This is a genomic window from Kribbella sp. NBC_01510, assembly GCF_045040325.1.
Classification (GTDB): domain Bacteria; phylum Actinomycetota; class Actinomycetes; order Propionibacteriales; family Kribbellaceae; genus Kribbella.
On record NZ_CP109418.1, the window covers coordinates 5,360,141 to 5,377,300 of the forward strand.

The following is a 17,160-nucleotide window of genomic DNA, read 5'->3' on the forward strand; positions in this document are numbered from 1 at the left end:
GTTAGGGTGGCTTGCCATAAGGCATGTAGACGTTGTGGTCGAGGCGTCGCGGCAGCGACGAGTGGAGGCTGGTAAGCGATGTTCCTGCTTCAGATGTCGGGCGTTCCAGGTTCCGGGAAGTCCACTGTCGCCACCCACGTCGCAGACTCGTATGGTGCGGTTGCCGTTGACTACGACGTCATCAGGAGTGCTGTTCTCGATGCGGGCTTCGACGTCGCCGCTAGTGCCAAGGCGGCGTACGAGGTCATGTACGCGCTGGCTCGTGAGGTGCTCGGCCAGGGTCATCCAGTGGTCATGGACAGTCCGTGTTTTTGGCCGAGGATCCTGAACGAGGGCGTGGAGATCGCCAGGGCGCACGATGCGAGGTACAGATACATCGAGTGCCAGGTTCGTGATCTGAAACTCCTCGACGAGAGGCTCGGTCGGCGGCCGCGGCTGAGAAGCCACCGTCGCGGCGTGGACCTTCCGCCGGTGGACCTCGGTGACCAGCCGGTGGACGGGGAGGCGCTGTTCCGCGATTCGATGGACCGTGTTCAACGTCCCTTGGACAACTACCTCCAACTGGACATGCACCGACCGCTCTCCGAACTGCTGCCCGAGGTCGACGTCTACTTGAAGGCATAGGCGGGAGACGTAGATCACATTCGGGTGTGGCTGACAGATTGCCCAGGCTGTTTCGTCGGTTGGGTGCAAGAGCTACCTGAAAGGAATCACCGTGCTTGTGCGCCGTAGGTAGCTGCGGCTGCGCTCGAGCCGGTTGATTTATCTGCCCAAGGCAGACGGGGGCGAACGGCGACCGCCTGCCGCCCCCGGCGATGGATAGCGTCACATGTCTCCCCATCCACACCCTTGGAGTCCGCATGAACCACGCCCCTGGCTTCCTCCTCTCCCGCCGTACTCTCCTACGCGCGGGAGCCGGCGCCTCGCTCGCCGCGCTCGGGCTCGGCGTCGGCGCGCAGACCGCCTCCGCGGTGACCACCACCAAGCGGTTCGATCTCACGCAGCCGTCGTACGACCTGTTCCGGTCCATGCGGACGCACGGTCCGCGGGTCCAGCAGAGCTTCGCCTTCGACTGGGTGCACAAGTACTTGTTCGTGGCAACCAAACGGGTCGGAGCCGCCGAGTCCGACGGCAACCTGTGCATCAGCAAGATGGACTTTCACGGGAACTACATCTCGTACATGCACCTCAACGGCTTCGGCCACGGCGTCGCCTTCGCCGCGCTGCCGCGCGGCAATGGCACCGAGCTGTGGGTCGAGTGCGCCAAGAACAAGAACGGGTTCGGCACCGCGCTCACCCCCGTCCAGTACGCCGCCAACACCACCCTCGGCTCGCCGGCTGCCTCGGCCGCCTACCGGCCGATCTCGGGGGCCACCGAGTACACCTGCTCCGTTGATCCGGTCTACCAGCGGATGATCGTGCGCTACCAGAGCAGCGGCGGCAAGCGCATCGCCGTGTACCCCCTGTCCGCCTTCCAGACGCGCAGCTTCGGTTCGCCGCTGGTCGACTTCAAGCAGCCGAGCATCTCCGGCACTCCGCAGGGCTACGCCCTCTACGGCTCGTACATGTACTACCTGACGGGCGACCCGTACCCCGGCGACGGCCACCCCAACGGCGACGGCAACACGAAGATCAGCAGGATCAACATCAACACCGGCACCGTGAAGGAAAAGCCGGTCCTCACCAAGGCCGGCGGCAAGCTCTGGTACCGCGAACCCGAGGGCCTGGCGATCTACAAAACCGATGGTGGCGAGGTCCGCCTCTTCATCGGCTTCGCCACTGGCAAGAGGGACCACCGGCGCTCCAGCATCTTCTACAAGAATGTGCTGGTCTGAGCCATGTCCGCCCGGCGACCGCCCGTCGGCCGCCGGGCACCAATGAGCTCGGGGGAGGCGCGGGGTCTCGCGCCAGTGACCGATGGGGCGTGCCTTAGCTGGACTGCGCTGGGTGACACAGTTCGGACGCCTCCCTTGGTGATCCTGCATGGCGGGCCTGGCCTGCCGGACTATCTCGGCGACGTCGCGAGCATGATCGAGGATCTCGCGCCCGTCTTCCGCTACGACCAGCGTGCCACGGGCCGGTCGCCGTGGCAGGGCCGTCATACCAGCTCGCGGCATGTTTCGGACCTCGCCGAGCTACTCGACCTGTGGGAGGCGCCGACGGCCGTGTTGATCGGACACTCTTACGGCACTGACCTGGCCTGCCGGTTCTGCCTGGCCCACCCGGACAGAGTGGCCGCGATGTTGTTGATGGCCGGGCCATTCGTCGGTGACTGGCGCGCCGGAGACCGATTGGCGCGCAGCCGCCGCATGTCGGCAGCACAGCAGAACCGCTACCGCCAGCTGGATGAACTGCCGCACCGCACAGAGGACCAGGAACTCGAGTGGCTCACGCTGGGCTGGTTCACTGACCATTTCGACCCCGGACGCGGTTGGAGCTGGGCCGCGGAGGCTGCCCGGGAACGTAGTCCCATCAACTACACAATGAACGGTGAACTGGGCAAGGAAAGACGCACAGATCCGCTCGATCTGCACCTTGACGAGCTCAGCGCGCGCCTGCCTCCGCAGGTGGAGATCCTCGGCAGTGTTGGTGATCCTCGCCCGCTGTCGGCACGAATCACTGGCGGTCCGGCTCGGCGTTCGGCTGACCCGGATCGATGGCGCCGGACACGAACCATGGCTCGAGCAGCCGGACGTCGTGCGCGACCACCTGCGGAGGTTTGTGCGAGAAAGCGTAGGTCTGTAAGGGGTCCCTACCCGGCCCAGCTGCGTGTCCACGGACCTGCGCGGGGCTGAATGCGTGGTGGGACCGGCCTGTCAAGAAGGTGACAGGTCGACGTCGCCCGTCGATCGGAACGACACCAGCCTGACGAGCCCGACCGTTGACCTGGCCGGGCAGTCGAAGCCTGTGATCGGTTTCGACACCTATTACTACGACTACGGCTTCGGCACGCAGGACGGGTACGTCGACCTGAGCCTCGACGGCGGGGCGACCTGGGGGACCGTCTGGCGCGCGCCGGATGCGTTCGTCCAGGGACATGTCGAAGTCCCGGTTCCACAAGCCGCGAACGCGAAGGACGTCCGGGTGCGGTTCCGCTTCAGTGGTGAGAACGACAACTACTGGGAGTTGGACAACGTGTACGTCGGCACTCGCTCGTGCGAGGCGACGCCCGGTGGACTCGTGGCCGGCTTCGTGCGCGACCACAACACCGGCGCGGCGTTGAGCGGCGTACAGATCTCCGGAGGAACGCCGGCCGTGAGCCAGGCGACACCTGAGGACGCGCAGCTCGGCGACGGCTACTACTGGCTGTTCAGCAATCACGCCGGCCGGGTCGCGCTGACCGCTTCGGGGCGTCGCTATGCGTCGGCTGCCGCCACCGCGGCCGTCGCCGAGCATCGGACGGCCCGCCAGGACTGGTCGCTGCGGGCGGGACAGGTGACTGTCACCCCACACTCGATATCGGTCAGCACTGGCGGACGGCCGGTGGATTCGCGCACCGTGACGTTCACCAACCACGGCACCGAGCCGGCCAAGGTGACCTTCGTCGAACAGGACCGCGGATTCACGTCGGCCGGCGTTCAGCGCCGTACGGCGTCGCCCGGTGCACCGCTGCGACGAGAGAAGGTGGATGCTGCGCCGCTCTCGTTCGCCCAGCAGCACGGGAAAGGACACGAACCCGCACCGTCGCGTGACGTCTCGGAGAACCCGGCGTGGTCCGCTCTCCCGAACTATCCGACACCGATCATGGACAACGTCGTCGCCGCGAACGACGGCATCGTCTACTCGGTCGCCGGAGCAACCGACAACGGCCTGACCGGTGCCGGATACGCGTACGCCGCGACGGCCAAGTCCTGGCGGCGGATCGCCGACCTACCCGAGCCGCGCGAGAACGCGGTCGGCGGCTTCGTCGGCGGCAAGCTGTACGTCGCCGGAGGCTGGGACGTGCAGGGCAACCTGACCTCGACGACCTACGTCTACGACCCGGCGGCGAACCGGTGGTCGCGCGTTGCGGATCTGCCGTCGCCGAGCAGTGCGGCGGCAGGCGCCGTCGCCGGCGGGAAGCTGTACGTCGTCGCAGGCTGCGAAACCGTGGCCTGCGCCGAGACGGCTCCCACGTATCGCTACGACTCCGGCCATGACGCCTGGACGCGGCTGGCGGAGTACCCCGAGCACGTGGTGATGCAGGCCTGCACCGGCTCGGCGGACAGTGTGATCTGCGCCGGCGGTCTGGTGCCGTCGGACGACCCGTGGCACGAGTTCCCGGTTGCCAGCGCGTATCAGTATGTCGCCGGCTCGGATACCTGGACCCGGATCGCCGACCTGCCCTATCCCGTCTGGGGAATGGCGTCCTCGGGCAGTGGCGGCAAGCTGCAGCTCGTCGGCGGCATCACCAGCGGTTCGATCACCAACCAGGCCGTCGAATTCGACCCCGAGAGCGGTGCGTGGTCGGCGCTGCCCAACGCGACGTACACCATGTTCCGCGGCGGTGCAGCCTGTGGGCTGAGCCGGATCGGCGGTTCGATCGGTTCCTTCACCGCATCGCCGTACGCCGAGCAGTTGCCCGGCCAGGATGCCTGCGTGACCGGCTCCGACGTGGGATGGCTTTCGACCGACCGTACGCAGCTCACGGTGCCGCCCGGCGGGTCGGTGACCGTACGCGTGCGATTCGATCCCGCTGCCACCTCGACGGCCGGTGCCTATGCCGCCCGCTTCGCGTTCGTGACCGATACGCCGTACGACGTGACACCGGTGGCGGTCACGCTGACCCGCAGGTGACCTCTACCGCCTTGCCGAAAGGCCTCCGAACGACGGCATCCACTACGGTCTGACCCCGCCGGCGCTGGTCGGCAGACCAGTTCCATGCCGAGTGCAACCGGGTGGCCGCGCCGACCTCGTCCATCAGCGCGTGGATGTGCCGTTGCACCCGTGCGGATGCCTGGTGACGTCGTGTGTGCCGGATCGGTCCGTGGATGCAACCAACTCAACCCTCGTAGGCGTGTCTAACCCGGTACCGAGGATGAGGAGGACAGATGAGTGATCGGGACGCAGCGTTCGAGGCGTACTTCGCTGCACGTTCCGACGCCATGCGCGGCACGGCATACCTGCTGTGCGGCGACTGGCATCGCGCGGAAGACCTGGTCCAGCAGACTTTCACGAAGATCTACCTGGTGTGGCGCCGGATCCAGCGGCACGAGGCAATGGACAGCTACACCAGGCAGACCCTCGTACGTACGTTCCTGTCCGAGCGGCGCCGGGGGTGGTTCCGGTACGAGTCGGTCGGGTCTCAGTCGGCCGATCGGGCGGCGCCATCGTCTGGCCTTGCCGACGAACGGCTCGTGTTGTTGGAGGCACTCGCGAAGGTGCCGCCGAGGCAACGCGCCGTTCTGGTCCTGCGGTACTGGGAGGACGCGTCCGTCGACCAGACGGCCGCGCTGCTCGAATGCTCGGCGGGAACTGTCAAGAGCCAGGCTGCGCGCGGGCTGGCGACGCTGCGCGGTCTGCTTGAAGAGGAGAGGGTTCGATGAACGAAGAGGATCTCAACGAGGCATTGCATGACGTCATGGTGCGCAGCAGTCCGCCGCCGTCGATGGATCCTGCGCACGCGCTTGAACAGGGCCGCCGGGCGCGCAGGCGGCGCAGGGTGGCGTGGGCCGGGGTCGCCGTCGTGCCGCTGGTGGTTGGCGTAGGGGCCGGTCCCGCGCTGGTCGCGAACTACACCGGTAACCGGTCGGCGGGCCAGATGGTGGCGAGCGGCACCAGCACGTCGCAGCCAGTGTCTACACCGCCGCCGGTCTCCACCGTGACGCCGACGACGACGCCGACGACGCGGAAGACAAATGACCCGTGGCCGGACGGCCAGGTGGACCGCACGGCGACCGCGGGTCCTCGCGCCGCTCGGTCCGTGACTCTGATGAACGAACTGAGCTCGTCGGTGCCGCCGGGGTTCAGCACGCCGAACCTGAAGTACCCGGACGGTCGCTCGATGAGATGGCCGCAGAGCCAGTACGCGTCCAATGCCGGGGAGCAGGACTATTGGGAGTACAAGGCCTCCATCCCGGTGCAGAAGGACGACCGGGTCGGCCAGTTGCTGGTGCAGTCGACCACGCCCGACGGGAAAGCGGCGATGGACCCCTGCAAGCTGGCGCAGAAGTTCTGGGGTGGCACCGGTCCCTGCACCATCGTGGTCGTCGGCGGCAAGAAGGTCGGCGTGCTGACCACCAATGGGCGCGGCAGCTACGACCAGTGGGCCGCCTACCGGCACGACGACGGCACCGTCGTGTACCTCGCTCAGGCCAAGCAGAGCGACGATCAGCGGCGGTCGCCGCTGACGCAACCGGTGTTCACCAAGAATCAGCTGGCCGAGCTGGTGACGTCGGCGAAGTTCAAGATCAGCACCTGATCAGGGCAGCAGCACCGCGAGGGGAACCGCTCCCGGCGGAGCGAAGGCGCTGGGCACGCGACCGGCCGAGAAATTCTGGCCGGCCGCGAAGGCCTGCAGCTCGGGCTGGCGGCCGGGTTACGGGGCATCCACGGAGATCAGGTCGGCTAGCTGCTGCGGGAGGCCGGGGGAGAAGTAGACGTGTCCCATGCCAGGGATGACGTGCAGGTGTGCATCCGGGATGGCGGCGGCCAGAGCCTCGCCGTGGGCCAGCGTGAAGATCGGGTCCTGGTCACCGTGGACGATCGTGGTCGGGGCGGTGATCGTCGACAGGGGGGTGAGCAGGTCCGGGCCCTTCTTCCGGCCGATCAAGCCGTGGTGAGCGGCGGCGGACGGGTCGGTGGCCCTCGCCCAGCAGCGCTGGAGCATCGCTCTGACGGCCGGTTCGTCGAAGGGGCGGACGTCGCCGTTCATGACCTGGAAGATGGCTACGTCGGCTTCCACGCCCGGCGGGGTGCCGTCCGAGTCGGCCACGTGCTGCAGGAAACGCGGGGTCGGCGGGGGCAGGTCGTCCGGGTCGGCGGGTTGCCCGGCCATGGCTCGTTGCCAAACCGGACCGGGATCGTGGCTCATGGGGGTGGTGGAGAGCAGGGTCAAGGAGCGTACGCGGGCCGGCTTGTGCACGGCCAGCCACTGCGCGATCACGCCGCCCATCGATGCCCCGGCGACGTGGGCGGACGGCAGCTCATAGGCGTCCAGGATGGCCACAGCGTCGATGGCCAGGTCGGACAGGCCGTACGGATGCCGGTCGAAGTCGATGATGCTCGAGCGCCCGGTGTCGCGATGGTCGAACCGGATCACCTGCACGCCGCGAACGACGAGGCGGTCGACCAGCGCGTCGGGGAAGGTGATGCCCTGAGCCGACGCGCCCGCGATCAGCAGAACGGCGGGATGATCGGGGTTTCCGATCCGCTCGGTCCACACGCGCAGCGGACCGGAGGTCACGAACGACTCGCTCATGACACATGACACTAGGCGATCCATCGACGTAAGCCGACGGAATTTCCACCGCGACCAGACGCCGCCTCACCACGACGGCGGGCTGAAGGAGGACCTGCCGTACGGCTGCAGGTCTTTGAAATCGGGAACCTTTGGCCGGCTCCGCCAACTCGGGTTGACGTGAATTCATGGTACGAGGCAGACGGGTGACGAGCTCGCCTACCTGTATGACGGTGACGGCGAACCTGCTGCGATCGCAGAGGCGGCGTGGTGTGCTGATCCAGCGGGCGAGTTCGGCGCTGGCAGGCGGCGTGGCGCAGCAGCTAGATCGGGAATCTGAGCGAACAGTTGCTCAAGTCCTGACGCCGAGCCTGGCGCCCGCTCGGCCGACGCCCCTCGCAACGCTCGCCTCGGTCGTTCCGGAGGCATTCAGATCGTCAAGTCCTGCAGGTCGTCGGCAGACTCCACCCGTACCGCGTTCTCATCGTCCTGTGGCGGCTCGAACTCGGCGAGGTGCTGATCCAGTACTGCGCCCGCAACATCTCGCCGACGCGGATCCACCTGATTCTCGGCCCGGCGCCGGCGAATCGTCGCGTGATCGACGTCGACATAGATCAGGCCGAATCGGGCCTGCGCTGACGCAGCCAGCGAACGCCAGCCGTCGCGCAGGAACCGCGGCGAACTGGTGTCGTCGACGATGACGGACATCCCTGAGGTTAGGAGTCCACGGACTTCATCAGAGGCCAGCTCATGGGTCCGGATCCATTCCTCGGCTGGAATACCGTCACCACCCCACAACCCGCGGCGCTCATTGATCTCATCGAGACTCACGATCCGCGCAGACAGCCTCGGCGCCAGGGACCGCGCCACCGTACTCTTCCCGGAGAACGAGGTCCCACACAGCAGAACTAGCCTGACGTCCGATGCCATGTCCGCATCCAACCGAACCGCCGATGCCGCAGCAACGGAGTATTGAACCGAGGTCAGGCGGTATCAGCCGCCGCTGTCCCCGGAACCGCGAGAGGTGCGGGCGTCGCTGTTGCGGAGCTCCTAGTTGATCGACCACGTTCAGACAACGCTCACCTCCAACGCACCGCACGACCGTGCACGATGGATGTAGAAACCGCTGCCCAGAACCAACTCAACCAGTCGCGAGTGGGGCTGCCGCTGTCGGCTTCAGTTGTTGTGTGGCTTCGGCTCGGCGCTGCCTCAGATGTTTGAGGGAGTCTTCCAAAGCGGGATCTCCGCGAGCCGGCGGCGTCAGGTTGCAGGTCGTCGGAACAAGATCGTGCGGCCCACATCGAACTCCCAGGCAGCCGAGGGTGGCGTTTCCGTTTCGCCGGAGGAGCCGCGGGTGAACCGAAAACCGTTTCCGCGCAGCGCCGCCCGAATGATGAGGTGGTGACGTGAGCGACCACACGGCTGTGCGAGCGAATACTCTGGCCTGGGCAGCCAGTCACCTCGCCGCCGGTGAACGGATCGTCCGCGCCGATGTTCTGCTTGGCGGCATCACCGCGGAGATGCGACGGTTGACCATCGGCAGTCTGAACGGAGACACCCGCACCTTGGTGCTGCGTTCGTACGTCGGCGTGGGCAATGCCAACCACGCCCTGACCAGAGAAGCCGCCGCACTGACGATGCTTGCAGCAACAGAGGTGACGGCTCCCGAGTTGGTCGGGGTCGATCCCCTCGCTGCGGAGTGCGAGTACCCGTCGCTGCTGATGACGCATCTGCCGGGTCGAGCAGTCCTCGAGGACAAGGGAGTGGAGGCGCGTATCCCGCTGCTGGCCCGTGAACTCGTGGCGATCCATGCCATCCAGCCCATCGAACAGCCTCCCATCTACGAGACCCTGACGACCGCCGACACCGTCGTCACTCCGCCCGGCGTCAATGCTCAGGCATGGTCCGCCGCGATCGAGATCATCCGCCGGTCGGCGCCGTCGTACGAAGGCCGCTACCTGCACCGGGATTTCCAACCCGGCAACGTCCTGTTCGGCGGACCGATCACAGCCCTCACAGGCGTGGCCGACTGGGCAAGTCCCTGCTGGGGTCCGGCCGACCTGGACGTCGCGCACTGCGCCACCAACCTCGCCGTACTCCACAGCGCTGCTTGGGGCCTCCAGTTCGTCAGCGCCTACGAAGCCGCCGGCGGCACCCTCGCGGCAGGTCCGGCCGAACGCCAGTACTGGCTCGTACGCGACGCCCTCGCCTTGTCCGAAGACATCGACCTGATCTCCCAAGCCTGGCGCGCAGCAGGCAGACCCGACCTGACAACCCGAGCCGCCGAACGACGCCTCGACGCCTACCTCACCACCCTCCTGAACGCCACCTGACCACGTCCGAAACCAACCGCGCCTGGCGCTCCCGCGGTCATCAGCGGCCCTGCACTGAGTGGGCAGGACGAAGCCGGTCCCGGCGATCGCGTCCTCGAGGGGCCTGATCCGCACCTCGTGCTCGACGGTCACCCGGGAGTACGCCCTACCTGGGTGCCTGGAAGCCGCCGATCTTCTGCTCGAGCAGTTCGGCCAGCCGTAGCGGGGTGCGGTCCTGGAACATCGGACCGATGAGCTGCACTCCCACCGGTAGGCCTTCGGGGGACCGGCCAGCGGGGATGGCGGTGGCGGGCAGGCCGGGCATGGTGGCCAGACCGGCCAGGACGAGCTGGTCGAAGTACGGGTACTCGACGCCGTCGATGTCGATCCGGCGTTCCAGCGGATTGGGGTTGTGGTCGTGCGGGAACGCGGGCGTCGGCGTGATCGGACACACCACGACATCGAACTCGGCGAAAAGCTGCCGCCAGCCGTGCCGGTGGAGCTCGCGACGGTTGTTCGCCTCCATCCAGTCACGGTGGCTGGACGCCATGCCGCGCAACCGCACCGCATCCAGACTCTGGTCGTCCGCGCTCAGTCCGGCCGCGCGGGTCCGCAGCTGTTCGTACGCTTCGACGGGGAAACGGGCAACGGAGCCCGAAAACAAGAACTGCATGTAGAGCGTCGCGGCTTCGGTCAGATCGGGCAGCAGCGGACTGTGCCGTTCGACGCGGGCGCCGCCGTCGACAAGCGCGTCGGCCACCCGGTTCACGCCCGCTCGTACGGCGGACCCGGTCGGAATGAGCGGATGCTCCTCGATGACCAGGACCCGGAAGTCGCGGAGCCGCTCGTGGCGCGCGGGCGGCAGCGTCACGTCGTACGCGACGCCGAGCGTCAGCGGGTCCGGTCCGGCCATCACGTCGAGCAGGAGCATGAGGTCGCGGGCGGTGCGCGCCATCGGGCCGACAACGGCGAGGTCGAGATCGACCGGCAAGGCGGGCGCGGACGGAGCGACCATGCCGCGGGTTGCCGCCAGCCCAAGCGTCGGCTTGTGTGCGTAGACACCGCAGAAATGCGCGGGAGTGCGCAGCGAGCCGGCGAGGTCGGAGCCGATGGACAACGGGCCGAATCCAGCCGCCAGGGCCGCCGCTGATCCGCCGGAGGATCCACCCGACGTGCGGGCGTGATCCCACGGGTTGTTGGTGGTGCCGTAGATCTCGTTGAAGCTCTGGATATCTTGCAGCCCCAACGGAACATTGGTCTTGCCGAGCACCACCGCGCCGGCGGCCTTGAGCCGCGACACCTGTACTGCGTCCTCGGCCGGCAGATAGTTCCGGTGCTGCGGCATGCCCCAGGTCGTGGGCAGCCCGGCGAGGTTGTAGGACTCCTTGACCGTCACCGGAATACCGAGCAGCGGCCGATCCTCGCCACAGGCCCGCGCCTCATCGGCCGAGCGCGCCGCAGCCCGTGCGCGGTCGAAGTCCGGCACACAGATCGCGTTGATCACCTTGTCGTCCCGGTCGATACGGGCTATCGCCTCCTCGGTCAGTTCCACTGAGGTCGTCTCACCGGCACGCAAAGCAGCCGAAAGCTCTTCGGTCGAAAGAAAACTCCACTCCATGAATCCGACGCTATCGGCCTGCCGCAGCGGCCATAAAATGCCGCTTCGCGCAACGGGAAGTCGAACGGCCACCTGGTCACGCACTCGTTCTGCCATCGAAGATGGCCCACCCAGATCAGCGGTTCGGCAGTGGGAAACTCCACTGGCACAGGGGTCAGAGGGCGCGGTTAACACGCTGTTCACAATCGGGCAACAGGTCCGTAATGGCCGATTGGCACTGTCGACGTCGGTCGGTTCAGGAATACCTGAGGGACGGCCGCGACGAAGGGACAGACGGTTGACCTACAAGGCCGAGTACATCTGGATCGACGGTACCGAGCCGAGCGCGCGGCTTCGCTCGAAGACGAAGATCCTCTCCGACGGCGCCGAACTGCCGGAGTGGGGCTTCGACGGTTCGAGCACCAACCAGGCACCCGGTGACAACTCGGACTGCGTACTCAAGCCGGTCTTCTCGTGTCCCGACCCGATCCGCGGCGGCGACCACAAGCTGGTGCTGTGCGAGGTCTACCTTGTCGACGGCACCCCGCACCCGACCAACAACCGCGCCAAGCTCCTCCCGATCGCCGAACGGTACGCCGAGCAGGATTCCTGGTTCGGCATCGAGCAGGAGTACACCTTCTTCCAGGAGGGGCGTCCGCTCGGCTTCCCGGCCGTCGGCTTCCCCGCCCCGCAAGGGCCGTACTACTGCGGCGTCGGCGCCGACGAGGTCTTCGGCCGCGAGATCGTCGAGAAGCATCTGGACGCCTGTATCGAGGCGGGCCTCAAGATCTCCGGTATCAACGCTGAGGTCATGCCCGGCCAGTGGGAGTTCCAGATCGGCCCTGTGGGTCCGGTCGAGGTCGCCGACCACCTGTGGGTGGCCCGCTGGCTGCTCTACCGCATCGCCGAGGAGTACGACGTCGCCGCGACCCTGGACGCCAAGCCGGCCAAGGGTGACTGGAACGGCGCCGGTGCGCACACCAACTTCTCGACCCGGGCCATGCGCGAGGGCTACGACGCGATCATCACCGCCTGCGAGTCCCTCGGCGCCCCGGGCAAGGTCGAGGAGCACATCGCCGGCTACGGCGACGGCATCGAAGAGCGCCTGACCGGCGCCCACGAGACCGCCCCGCACGACGTCTACAGCTACGGCGTCTCCGACCGCGGCGCCTCGGTCCGCATCCCCTGGCAGGTAGAGGTAGACAAGAAGGGCTACATCGAGGACCGCCGCCCCAACGCCAACATCGACCCCTACAACGTCACCCGACTCCTGGTGAACACCTGCTGCACCGCTTTGGAAAGAGCCGGCCAGGTCTGACCACCCCACCCCAAAAGCACAAGAAGGCCCCCGGGAAATCTGAACCGCGGGGCCTTCGGCATGCGACGTCAGTCCTCGTCGGTCTTGCCGGATTCGAGGTTGGACTTGATGAGGTCCATGACGGTGGAGCCGGCGAGGGTGGTGACGTCGCCTGTCTCGCGGTTCTCGGCGACGTCGCGGAGGAGGTGGCGCATGATCTTGCCGGAGCGCGCCTTCGGGAGTTCGGCGACGACCGTGATCCGGCGCGGCTTCGCGATCGGGCCGATCTCCTTAGTGCCGTGGTTGCGGAGCTCCTGGACCACGTCCGGACCGACGTCCCCGGCCTCCGAGCGGAGGATCACGAAGGCGGCGATCGGCTTACCGGTGGCCGGGTCGGACGCACCGACAACGGCGGCTTCGGCGACCGTCGGGGCGCGTATTCGGTCCGCACGCGTGGCCCAGCATCGCGAGGATGGTCGATCGGTGCCATGACGTCCAGCGCCGGACCTGGTGCTCATCCAGGCCGGTCAGTCCCTTACCTGCTTGGGTTGGGTGGGCCGCGCGGCGAGGTGCCTGTGGTGTGCAGGTCCTTTTCCGCGCGGCCTCCCGCCGAACCGGACGTGCCTGTTTCCGGGCATCCGGCTCTCCAGTGACTATTCCGTGAGTGTTGCGACTGGGGTCCCGGTGTGGATGTAGTCATGGCAGGCGGCGCAGACCACGAGGGTTTTGCGTCGCCGTTTGGCCATGAGGTTGTTCCATCCGGGTTGGGCTGGTCTGGGTGGGGCGAGCTCGGCGAGGGTGCGGACGTGATGGACTTGCATCTCGCCGGGTTGGTCGCAGAGCTCGCATCTGCCCCGTAGGAGCCGGGTGACCAGCTCTTTGCGGGGGTAGATGACCCGTTCCGGAAGACGGTCGTCGAGGACGGCCGTCTTCTGCCGTGTGAGTGGAATACCACCGAACCGTGCGACCAGTGGCTTCTTGTCTTTGCCGCGTCCGACGATGGCCTCGAAGCACGTGCGTGGCCCGTGTGGGGTCTGGATCTTGGCCGTGTGTTTGGCCGCGATCTTCGACACCGTCGAGCGGTGCTTGGAGGCCAGCGTCTTCAGCATCGAGGTCAGCATGACCCAGCGCAGCCGGTGCAGTAGGCGAACGTTGCCGGCTAACAAGAAGTATTGGACGATGCCCCGATACTCCGCCCCATAGATCCTGACGATGTCGTAGTCGCCACGGCTGATCAGGCGGGGCCGCCGCGCGGGATTGCCGCGCATGAGATACGGGGCGCTCTTGGCTTTGATCACCGCCGGGGGCACGCGTAACTGGATCTGGCCGTTGACCGCGCGTTTGCCGCGGGTGAACTGCCGATCGTCGTGTCCGACGGTGATGTCGTAGCCGAGGAATCGTGCCGCGCCGCTTCTGGCGTGCGTGATCAGCGTCTTGTCCTGGGCAAGTTCCAGCGCGAGATCATCGCGCAGGAACGCCGCCAGGCGCTGTTTGATCTCCTCGGCCTCAGCCTTGGGTCCGGTGAACCCGAGCAGGTGGTCATCGGCGTAGCGGATGTATCGCAGCCGTCGGTAGTCGGGATCGTGAGGGTCCTGACTTGGCAGGCTTCGCATGCGATTGCGCAGCCTTCGGGCTTCGACACGGTCGCCGCGCCTGCGGGCGCGTGCGAGCGCGGCCGCGACCTCCAGGTAGGCAGGGTTGCGGGCCCTGCGTGCCTTTCGGGTGTATTCCGGGATGAGGACTGTCTCGACGAAGGCGTCCAATCGGTGCAGGTAGATGTTGGACAGGACCGGAGACGCCACGCCGCCTTGCGGCGCTCCGGACAGTGTGGCGTTGTAGACCCAGTCCTCCAGGTATCCGGCTGTCAGCATGTTGCGCACCAGCCGCAGGAAACGGTTGTCGTGGATCTTGTCCGCCAGCGTCGTGACCATGACCTCGTGGTCAAGAGATCCGAAGCAGTCGGAGATGTCTCCCTCGATGAACCAGTTCGTCCCGGTCCAGGTGTTGGCCACCTCGCGGAGCGCGGTATGGCAGCCCCGGCCGGGACGGAACCCGTGGGAACGGTCGGAGAACTGCGGCTCGTAGTAGGCCTCCAGCAGCAGGCGCACTACCTCGCCGACCAGCTTGTCCGACCAGGTTGGCATCCCCAGCGGGCGTAACTTCCCGTTGCGTTTCGGGATGTAGACCCGCTTCACGGGCTTGAATCGGTAGCGCTCGTTGCGCATCGCATCGATGATGCGGCCGATCTTGCCCAGCGACATGCCGTCCACGGTTTCCTTCGTGGCCCCGGCCGTCATCGCCCCGTGGTTGGAGTAGATACGTCCGTAGGCCAACAGATACAACTGCGGGTTGAACAATTGCCGATACAGCTCATCACATGGCAGGCCACGCCTGCCGCGTTCACGGAGGACACCCAGCACCGCTTCGGCGCTCTGCATTTCGCATACCTCCCGATCTGATGGTGCCCGATCACCTGTTCCCCTTCGCCCATGCAGACGGCTTTCCCGTCCTCCTTGGCAGGTCGTGACTCCTGCGACTACTACGGGAACTGCGTCGCCGTAGGACTCGCGCCCCGTAGGCGATCCCACGTTCGTCCCTGTCATACGGTGCAGCGCGACGTAGGCGGCCCACTCATCTCCTTGAATGTCCTCATTGGACATCGCTTCCCGCCCCGGAGGTTGCCTCGGCTATCGTTCAACGCCGAGGCAGGGCGTAACACCGGTTTCAGACGTCTTTCCGGTGGATGTGAAGTTTCATCGTCTGGAGATTAGGCTTCAGGCAATCCAGCTTTCGCCATATCGCGCGGGTCTTCCCAGCGCACCGTCCCATACGCCTGGACCCGGCCACTGGTTCGCTGACATGCTGTTGTCCCCTTAACCTTTCGGCGCCAGGTAAGTCATCAGACCCAAGAACCTCCCTCCGAGTTCCTCCCCACTGGATGGGGAATATGACAAGGCGCCTCGTGGCGCACAAAGACTCCTCGATCGTCCACCGGCGTCCGGCCACCGGCCCAACTCCCCTGATCAGGAACTACGGCTGGAGTACTAGGACGGGATGCCTAGAGGGCTTCGGGCGTGCAGGAGTCCCTTATTGTTCTCGTCTTCTGAACGGATGCCGCTGCGAACATCATTCGCGCAGCGCCAGGCGAAGTAGCGGGTCCTGATCGGATACGACGAGATTCAGAGCGCCAGCCGGGAAAGCTGCGACAACGGCGAGCACTTGACCGACGACGAGATCACCGGCGGATCGAGAAGATTCGCCGCTACTGACCACCGCCCGGCCCGTCGCCGTTGACTGTTAGTCGATCTGCCTCGGCGAGCAACAGATCACCGAACGGCTGGAACCCGATCTGTCGGCTGTACAGGCCGCTGATGACGCGGTGGATCGTTCCCCACTCCCAGATCGCCGTGGCGTCTACACCAGTGTGGGTGGCCAGCCGCTTCGCCCTGGCGTGCAGGTCGTCGCCGGCGTCGGGATTGCATCGAATGATGGTGCCAAGGTCGCATGCCCGCTCAGCGCGCAGGCCACCCGGATCGATGAGCTTGAACGTGCCGTCCGCCGCCTGAAGCACGTTGAGGTCGTGGACGTCGCCGTGTACGAGCACGGCGTGTCGGTCATCGTGGGCGCGGCGGCGACGGTCCAGGCACACGAGAGCGTCCTCGACTGTCGCTTCCGAGCACGCCTGACCCGTCTGTTCCCACAGTCGCGGCAGCAGGTCGGAATACTCGCGTGCCTTGTCGGCGCCTGTCGGCAGGTCGACATCGGGGCTGACCGGCCGCCAGAACCGGACGGCGACATCGCACATCATGTCGTGCCGTGTCGCTGGATCAGGTACCACGTCGTAGATGGCAGCCCCGAGTCGCTCGAGCAAGAGTGCGCCGCGGTCGAGGTCCTCGCGCAGCAGGCTCGCGCAGCCGTCGCCGTCGGCGAGGCGCAGCGCGGTCGCCTCGAAGGTGAGATCGCGCTGAGTCCCCGGAACGCCGACCTTGAGGACAGCCGCCGTTCCGTCAGGGAGCGTCGCCTCGACGACGAGCGCCGCGTGGCCGCCGCGCAACGTGGCGCCGATGGTCAATGACCACTCCTGCGCTAGAGATTCCACGATCGAGGGCAGCTCGTCGAGCCACGCGGCGTTTCCGTCGGCGACGACCTTGTTCCACACTTCATCGGGAATGTCGAGCATCACGCGGGCTCCTCATGGGACGAGACTCGATCACCAGTCTGGGCCAACGTCAGGCCGGTGCCTGCCGGTCGGCGCGGTCGTCGGTGACGGGCCGGACCTGGCCGGGTTCGTGCCAGCCGACGTGCACGCCGCCGCTGGTGCCGTTGGCGGTGAGGAGAAATACCTGCCACTGTCCGGTGCCTGTGCGGCGCTGGTCGACCGGGAGAGCCGGCGCTGGTCGACGCGTAACGCCAACCTTTGCCCGGTTCCCGGTCAGGAGACTACTGGGACCACTCCTATTCGACTTGCAGTATCCGTCGGGTGCAGCCTCATGGCCACTCCGGGCGAGGCTGCCCGTTGGTGGCGCAGGCCGGAACGAACTGGGCGGTGGATCGATTGTGGGCAGGGTTCGCTCAA

13 protein-coding genes and 1 pseudogene are annotated in these 17,160 nt (G+C 66.6%); 8 read left to right on the forward strand and 6 right to left on the reverse strand.

All coding sequences use genetic code 11. The features are described from left to right. Nucleotides 1–78 precede the first annotated feature (78 nt). The 6 genes from OG558_RS26995 to OG558_RS27020 all read left to right on the forward strand — a co-directional run bounded on the left by OG558_RS26995 (nt 79) and on the right by OG558_RS27020 (nt 6,400). Nucleotides 79–624: an AAA family ATPase gene (locus OG558_RS26995; protein ID WP_405065515.1), complete on the forward strand. Its 546-nt coding sequence runs from the start codon at nt 79–81 to the stop codon at nt 622–624. A gap of 236 nt (nt 625–860) precedes the next feature. Next, on the forward strand, nt 861–1,835 hold the full coding sequence (locus tag OG558_RS27000) for a hypothetical protein (protein WP_405065516.1): 975 nt from the start codon (nt 861–863) through the stop codon (nt 1,833–1,835). A 138-nt stretch (nt 1,836–1,973) separates the two neighbouring features. Then, nucleotides 1,974–2,795 (forward strand): alpha/beta fold hydrolase, encoded by an 822-nt coding sequence (locus OG558_RS27005; RefSeq protein WP_405065517.1) that lies wholly within the window; start codon nt 1,974–1,976, stop codon nt 2,793–2,795. A 112-nt stretch (nt 2,796–2,907) separates the two neighbouring features. Further along, nucleotides 2,908–4,776 (forward strand): kelch repeat-containing protein, encoded by a 1,869-nt coding sequence (locus tag OG558_RS27010; RefSeq protein WP_405065518.1) that lies wholly within the window; start codon nt 2,908–2,910, stop codon nt 4,774–4,776. A 254-nt stretch (nt 4,777–5,030) separates the two neighbouring features. Then, complete coding sequence (locus OG558_RS27015; protein ID WP_329475411.1) at nt 5,031–5,525, forward strand: SigE family RNA polymerase sigma factor; 495 nt, start codon at nt 5,031–5,033, stop codon at nt 5,523–5,525. After that, nucleotides 5,522–6,400 carry a hypothetical protein gene (locus tag OG558_RS27020; protein WP_405065519.1) on the forward strand — a complete coding sequence of 293 codons (879 nt, stop codon included), beginning with the start codon at nt 5,522–5,524 and terminating at the stop codon, nt 6,398–6,400. The genes OG558_RS27015 and OG558_RS27020 overlap by 4 nt, the downstream gene beginning before the upstream one ends. Nucleotides 6,401–6,517: 117 nt before the next feature. On the opposite strand, the gene OG558_RS27025 is transcribed toward OG558_RS27020, so the two are convergent. Together OG558_RS27025 and OG558_RS27030 are read right to left on the reverse strand one after the other, a co-directional pair. Further along, on the reverse strand, nt 6,518–7,399 hold the full coding sequence (locus tag OG558_RS27025) for an alpha/beta fold hydrolase (RefSeq protein WP_405065520.1): 882 nt from the start codon (nt 7,397–7,399) through the stop codon (nt 6,518–6,520). Nucleotides 7,400–7,807: 408 nt separating this feature from the next. Next, a complete protein-coding gene (locus OG558_RS27030; protein ID WP_405065521.1) occupies nt 7,808–8,308 on the reverse strand; it encodes an AAA family ATPase in 501 nt (166 codons plus the stop codon). Nucleotides 8,309–8,784: 476 nt separating this feature from the next. Here OG558_RS27030 and OG558_RS27035 point away from each other — a divergent pair, with 476 nt between their 5' ends. Further along, nucleotides 8,785–9,711 carry a phosphotransferase family protein gene (locus tag OG558_RS27035; protein WP_405065522.1) on the forward strand — a complete coding sequence of 309 codons (927 nt, stop codon included), beginning with the start codon at nt 8,785–8,787 and terminating at the stop codon, nt 9,709–9,711. A gap of 145 nt (nt 9,712–9,856) precedes the next feature. Here the strand turns inward: OG558_RS27035 and OG558_RS27040 are convergent, their stop codons facing one another. After that, nucleotides 9,857–11,404: an amidase gene (locus tag OG558_RS27040; protein WP_405065523.1), complete on the reverse strand. Its 1,548-nt coding sequence runs from the start codon at nt 11,402–11,404 to the stop codon at nt 9,857–9,859. A 181-nt stretch (nt 11,405–11,585) separates the two neighbouring features. On the opposite strand from OG558_RS27040, the gene glnII reads away from it, so the two are divergent. Then, nucleotides 11,586–12,605, forward strand: a complete 1,020-nt coding sequence (glnII, locus tag OG558_RS27045) for a glutamine synthetase (protein WP_329475416.1) — start codon at nt 11,586–11,588, stop codon at nt 12,603–12,605. Nucleotides 12,606–12,673: 68 nt separating this feature from the next. On the opposite strand, the pseudogene OG558_RS27050 reads toward glnII, so the two are convergent. From OG558_RS27050 to OG558_RS27060, 3 genes and pseudogenes are all read right to left on the reverse strand, one after another. Next, nucleotides 12,674–13,015 (reverse strand): annotated as a pseudogene (locus OG558_RS27050) (AMP-binding enzyme); the annotation flags it as partial. A gap of 222 nt (nt 13,016–13,237) precedes the next feature. Further along, nucleotides 13,238–15,244: a reverse transcriptase domain-containing protein gene (locus tag OG558_RS27055; RefSeq protein ID WP_405065004.1), complete on the reverse strand. Its 2,007-nt coding sequence runs from the start codon at nt 15,242–15,244 to the stop codon at nt 13,238–13,240. 602 nt (nt 15,245–15,846) lie between these two features. Then, nucleotides 15,847–16,764 (reverse strand): aminoglycoside phosphotransferase family protein, encoded by a 918-nt coding sequence (locus tag OG558_RS27060; RefSeq protein WP_405072220.1) that lies wholly within the window; start codon nt 16,762–16,764, stop codon nt 15,847–15,849. Nucleotides 16,765–17,160 lie beyond the last annotated feature (396 nt).

What these genes read in the sequence shown, in the direction of transcription:
- OG558_RS27020 (WP_405065519.1), top strand. Translation starts at nt 5,522, where the DNA reads ATGAACGAAGAGGATCTCAACGAGGCATTGCATGACGTCATGGTGCGC.
- OG558_RS27015 (WP_329475411.1), top strand. Translation starts at nt 5,031, where the DNA reads ATGAGTGATCGGGACGCAGCGTTCGAGGCGTACTTCGCTGCACGTTCC.
- OG558_RS27000 (WP_405065516.1), top strand. Translation starts at nt 861, where the DNA reads ATGAACCACGCCCCTGGCTTCCTCCTCTCCCGCCGTACTCTCCTACGC.
- OG558_RS26995 (WP_405065515.1), top strand. Translation starts at nt 79, where the DNA reads ATGTTCCTGCTTCAGATGTCGGGCGTTCCAGGTTCCGGGAAGTCCACT.
- OG558_RS27060 (WP_405072220.1), bottom strand. Translation starts at nt 16,764, where the DNA reads ATGCTCGACATTCCCGATGAAGTGTGGAACAAGGTCGTCGCCGACGGA.
- OG558_RS27040 (WP_405065523.1), bottom strand. Translation starts at nt 11,404, where the DNA reads ATGGCAGAACGAGTGCGTGACCAGGTGGCCGTTCGACTTCCCGTTGCG.
- OG558_RS27025 (WP_405065520.1), bottom strand. Translation starts at nt 7,399, where the DNA reads ATGAGCGAGTCGTTCGTGACCTCCGGTCCGCTGCGCGTGTGGACCGAG.
- OG558_RS27055 (WP_405065004.1), bottom strand. Translation starts at nt 15,244, where the DNA reads ATGTCCAATGAGGACATTCAAGGAGATGAGTGGGCCGCCTACGTCGCG.
- OG558_RS27030 (WP_405065521.1), bottom strand. Translation starts at nt 8,308, where the DNA reads ATGGCATCGGACGTCAGGCTAGTTCTGCTGTGTGGGACCTCGTTCTCC.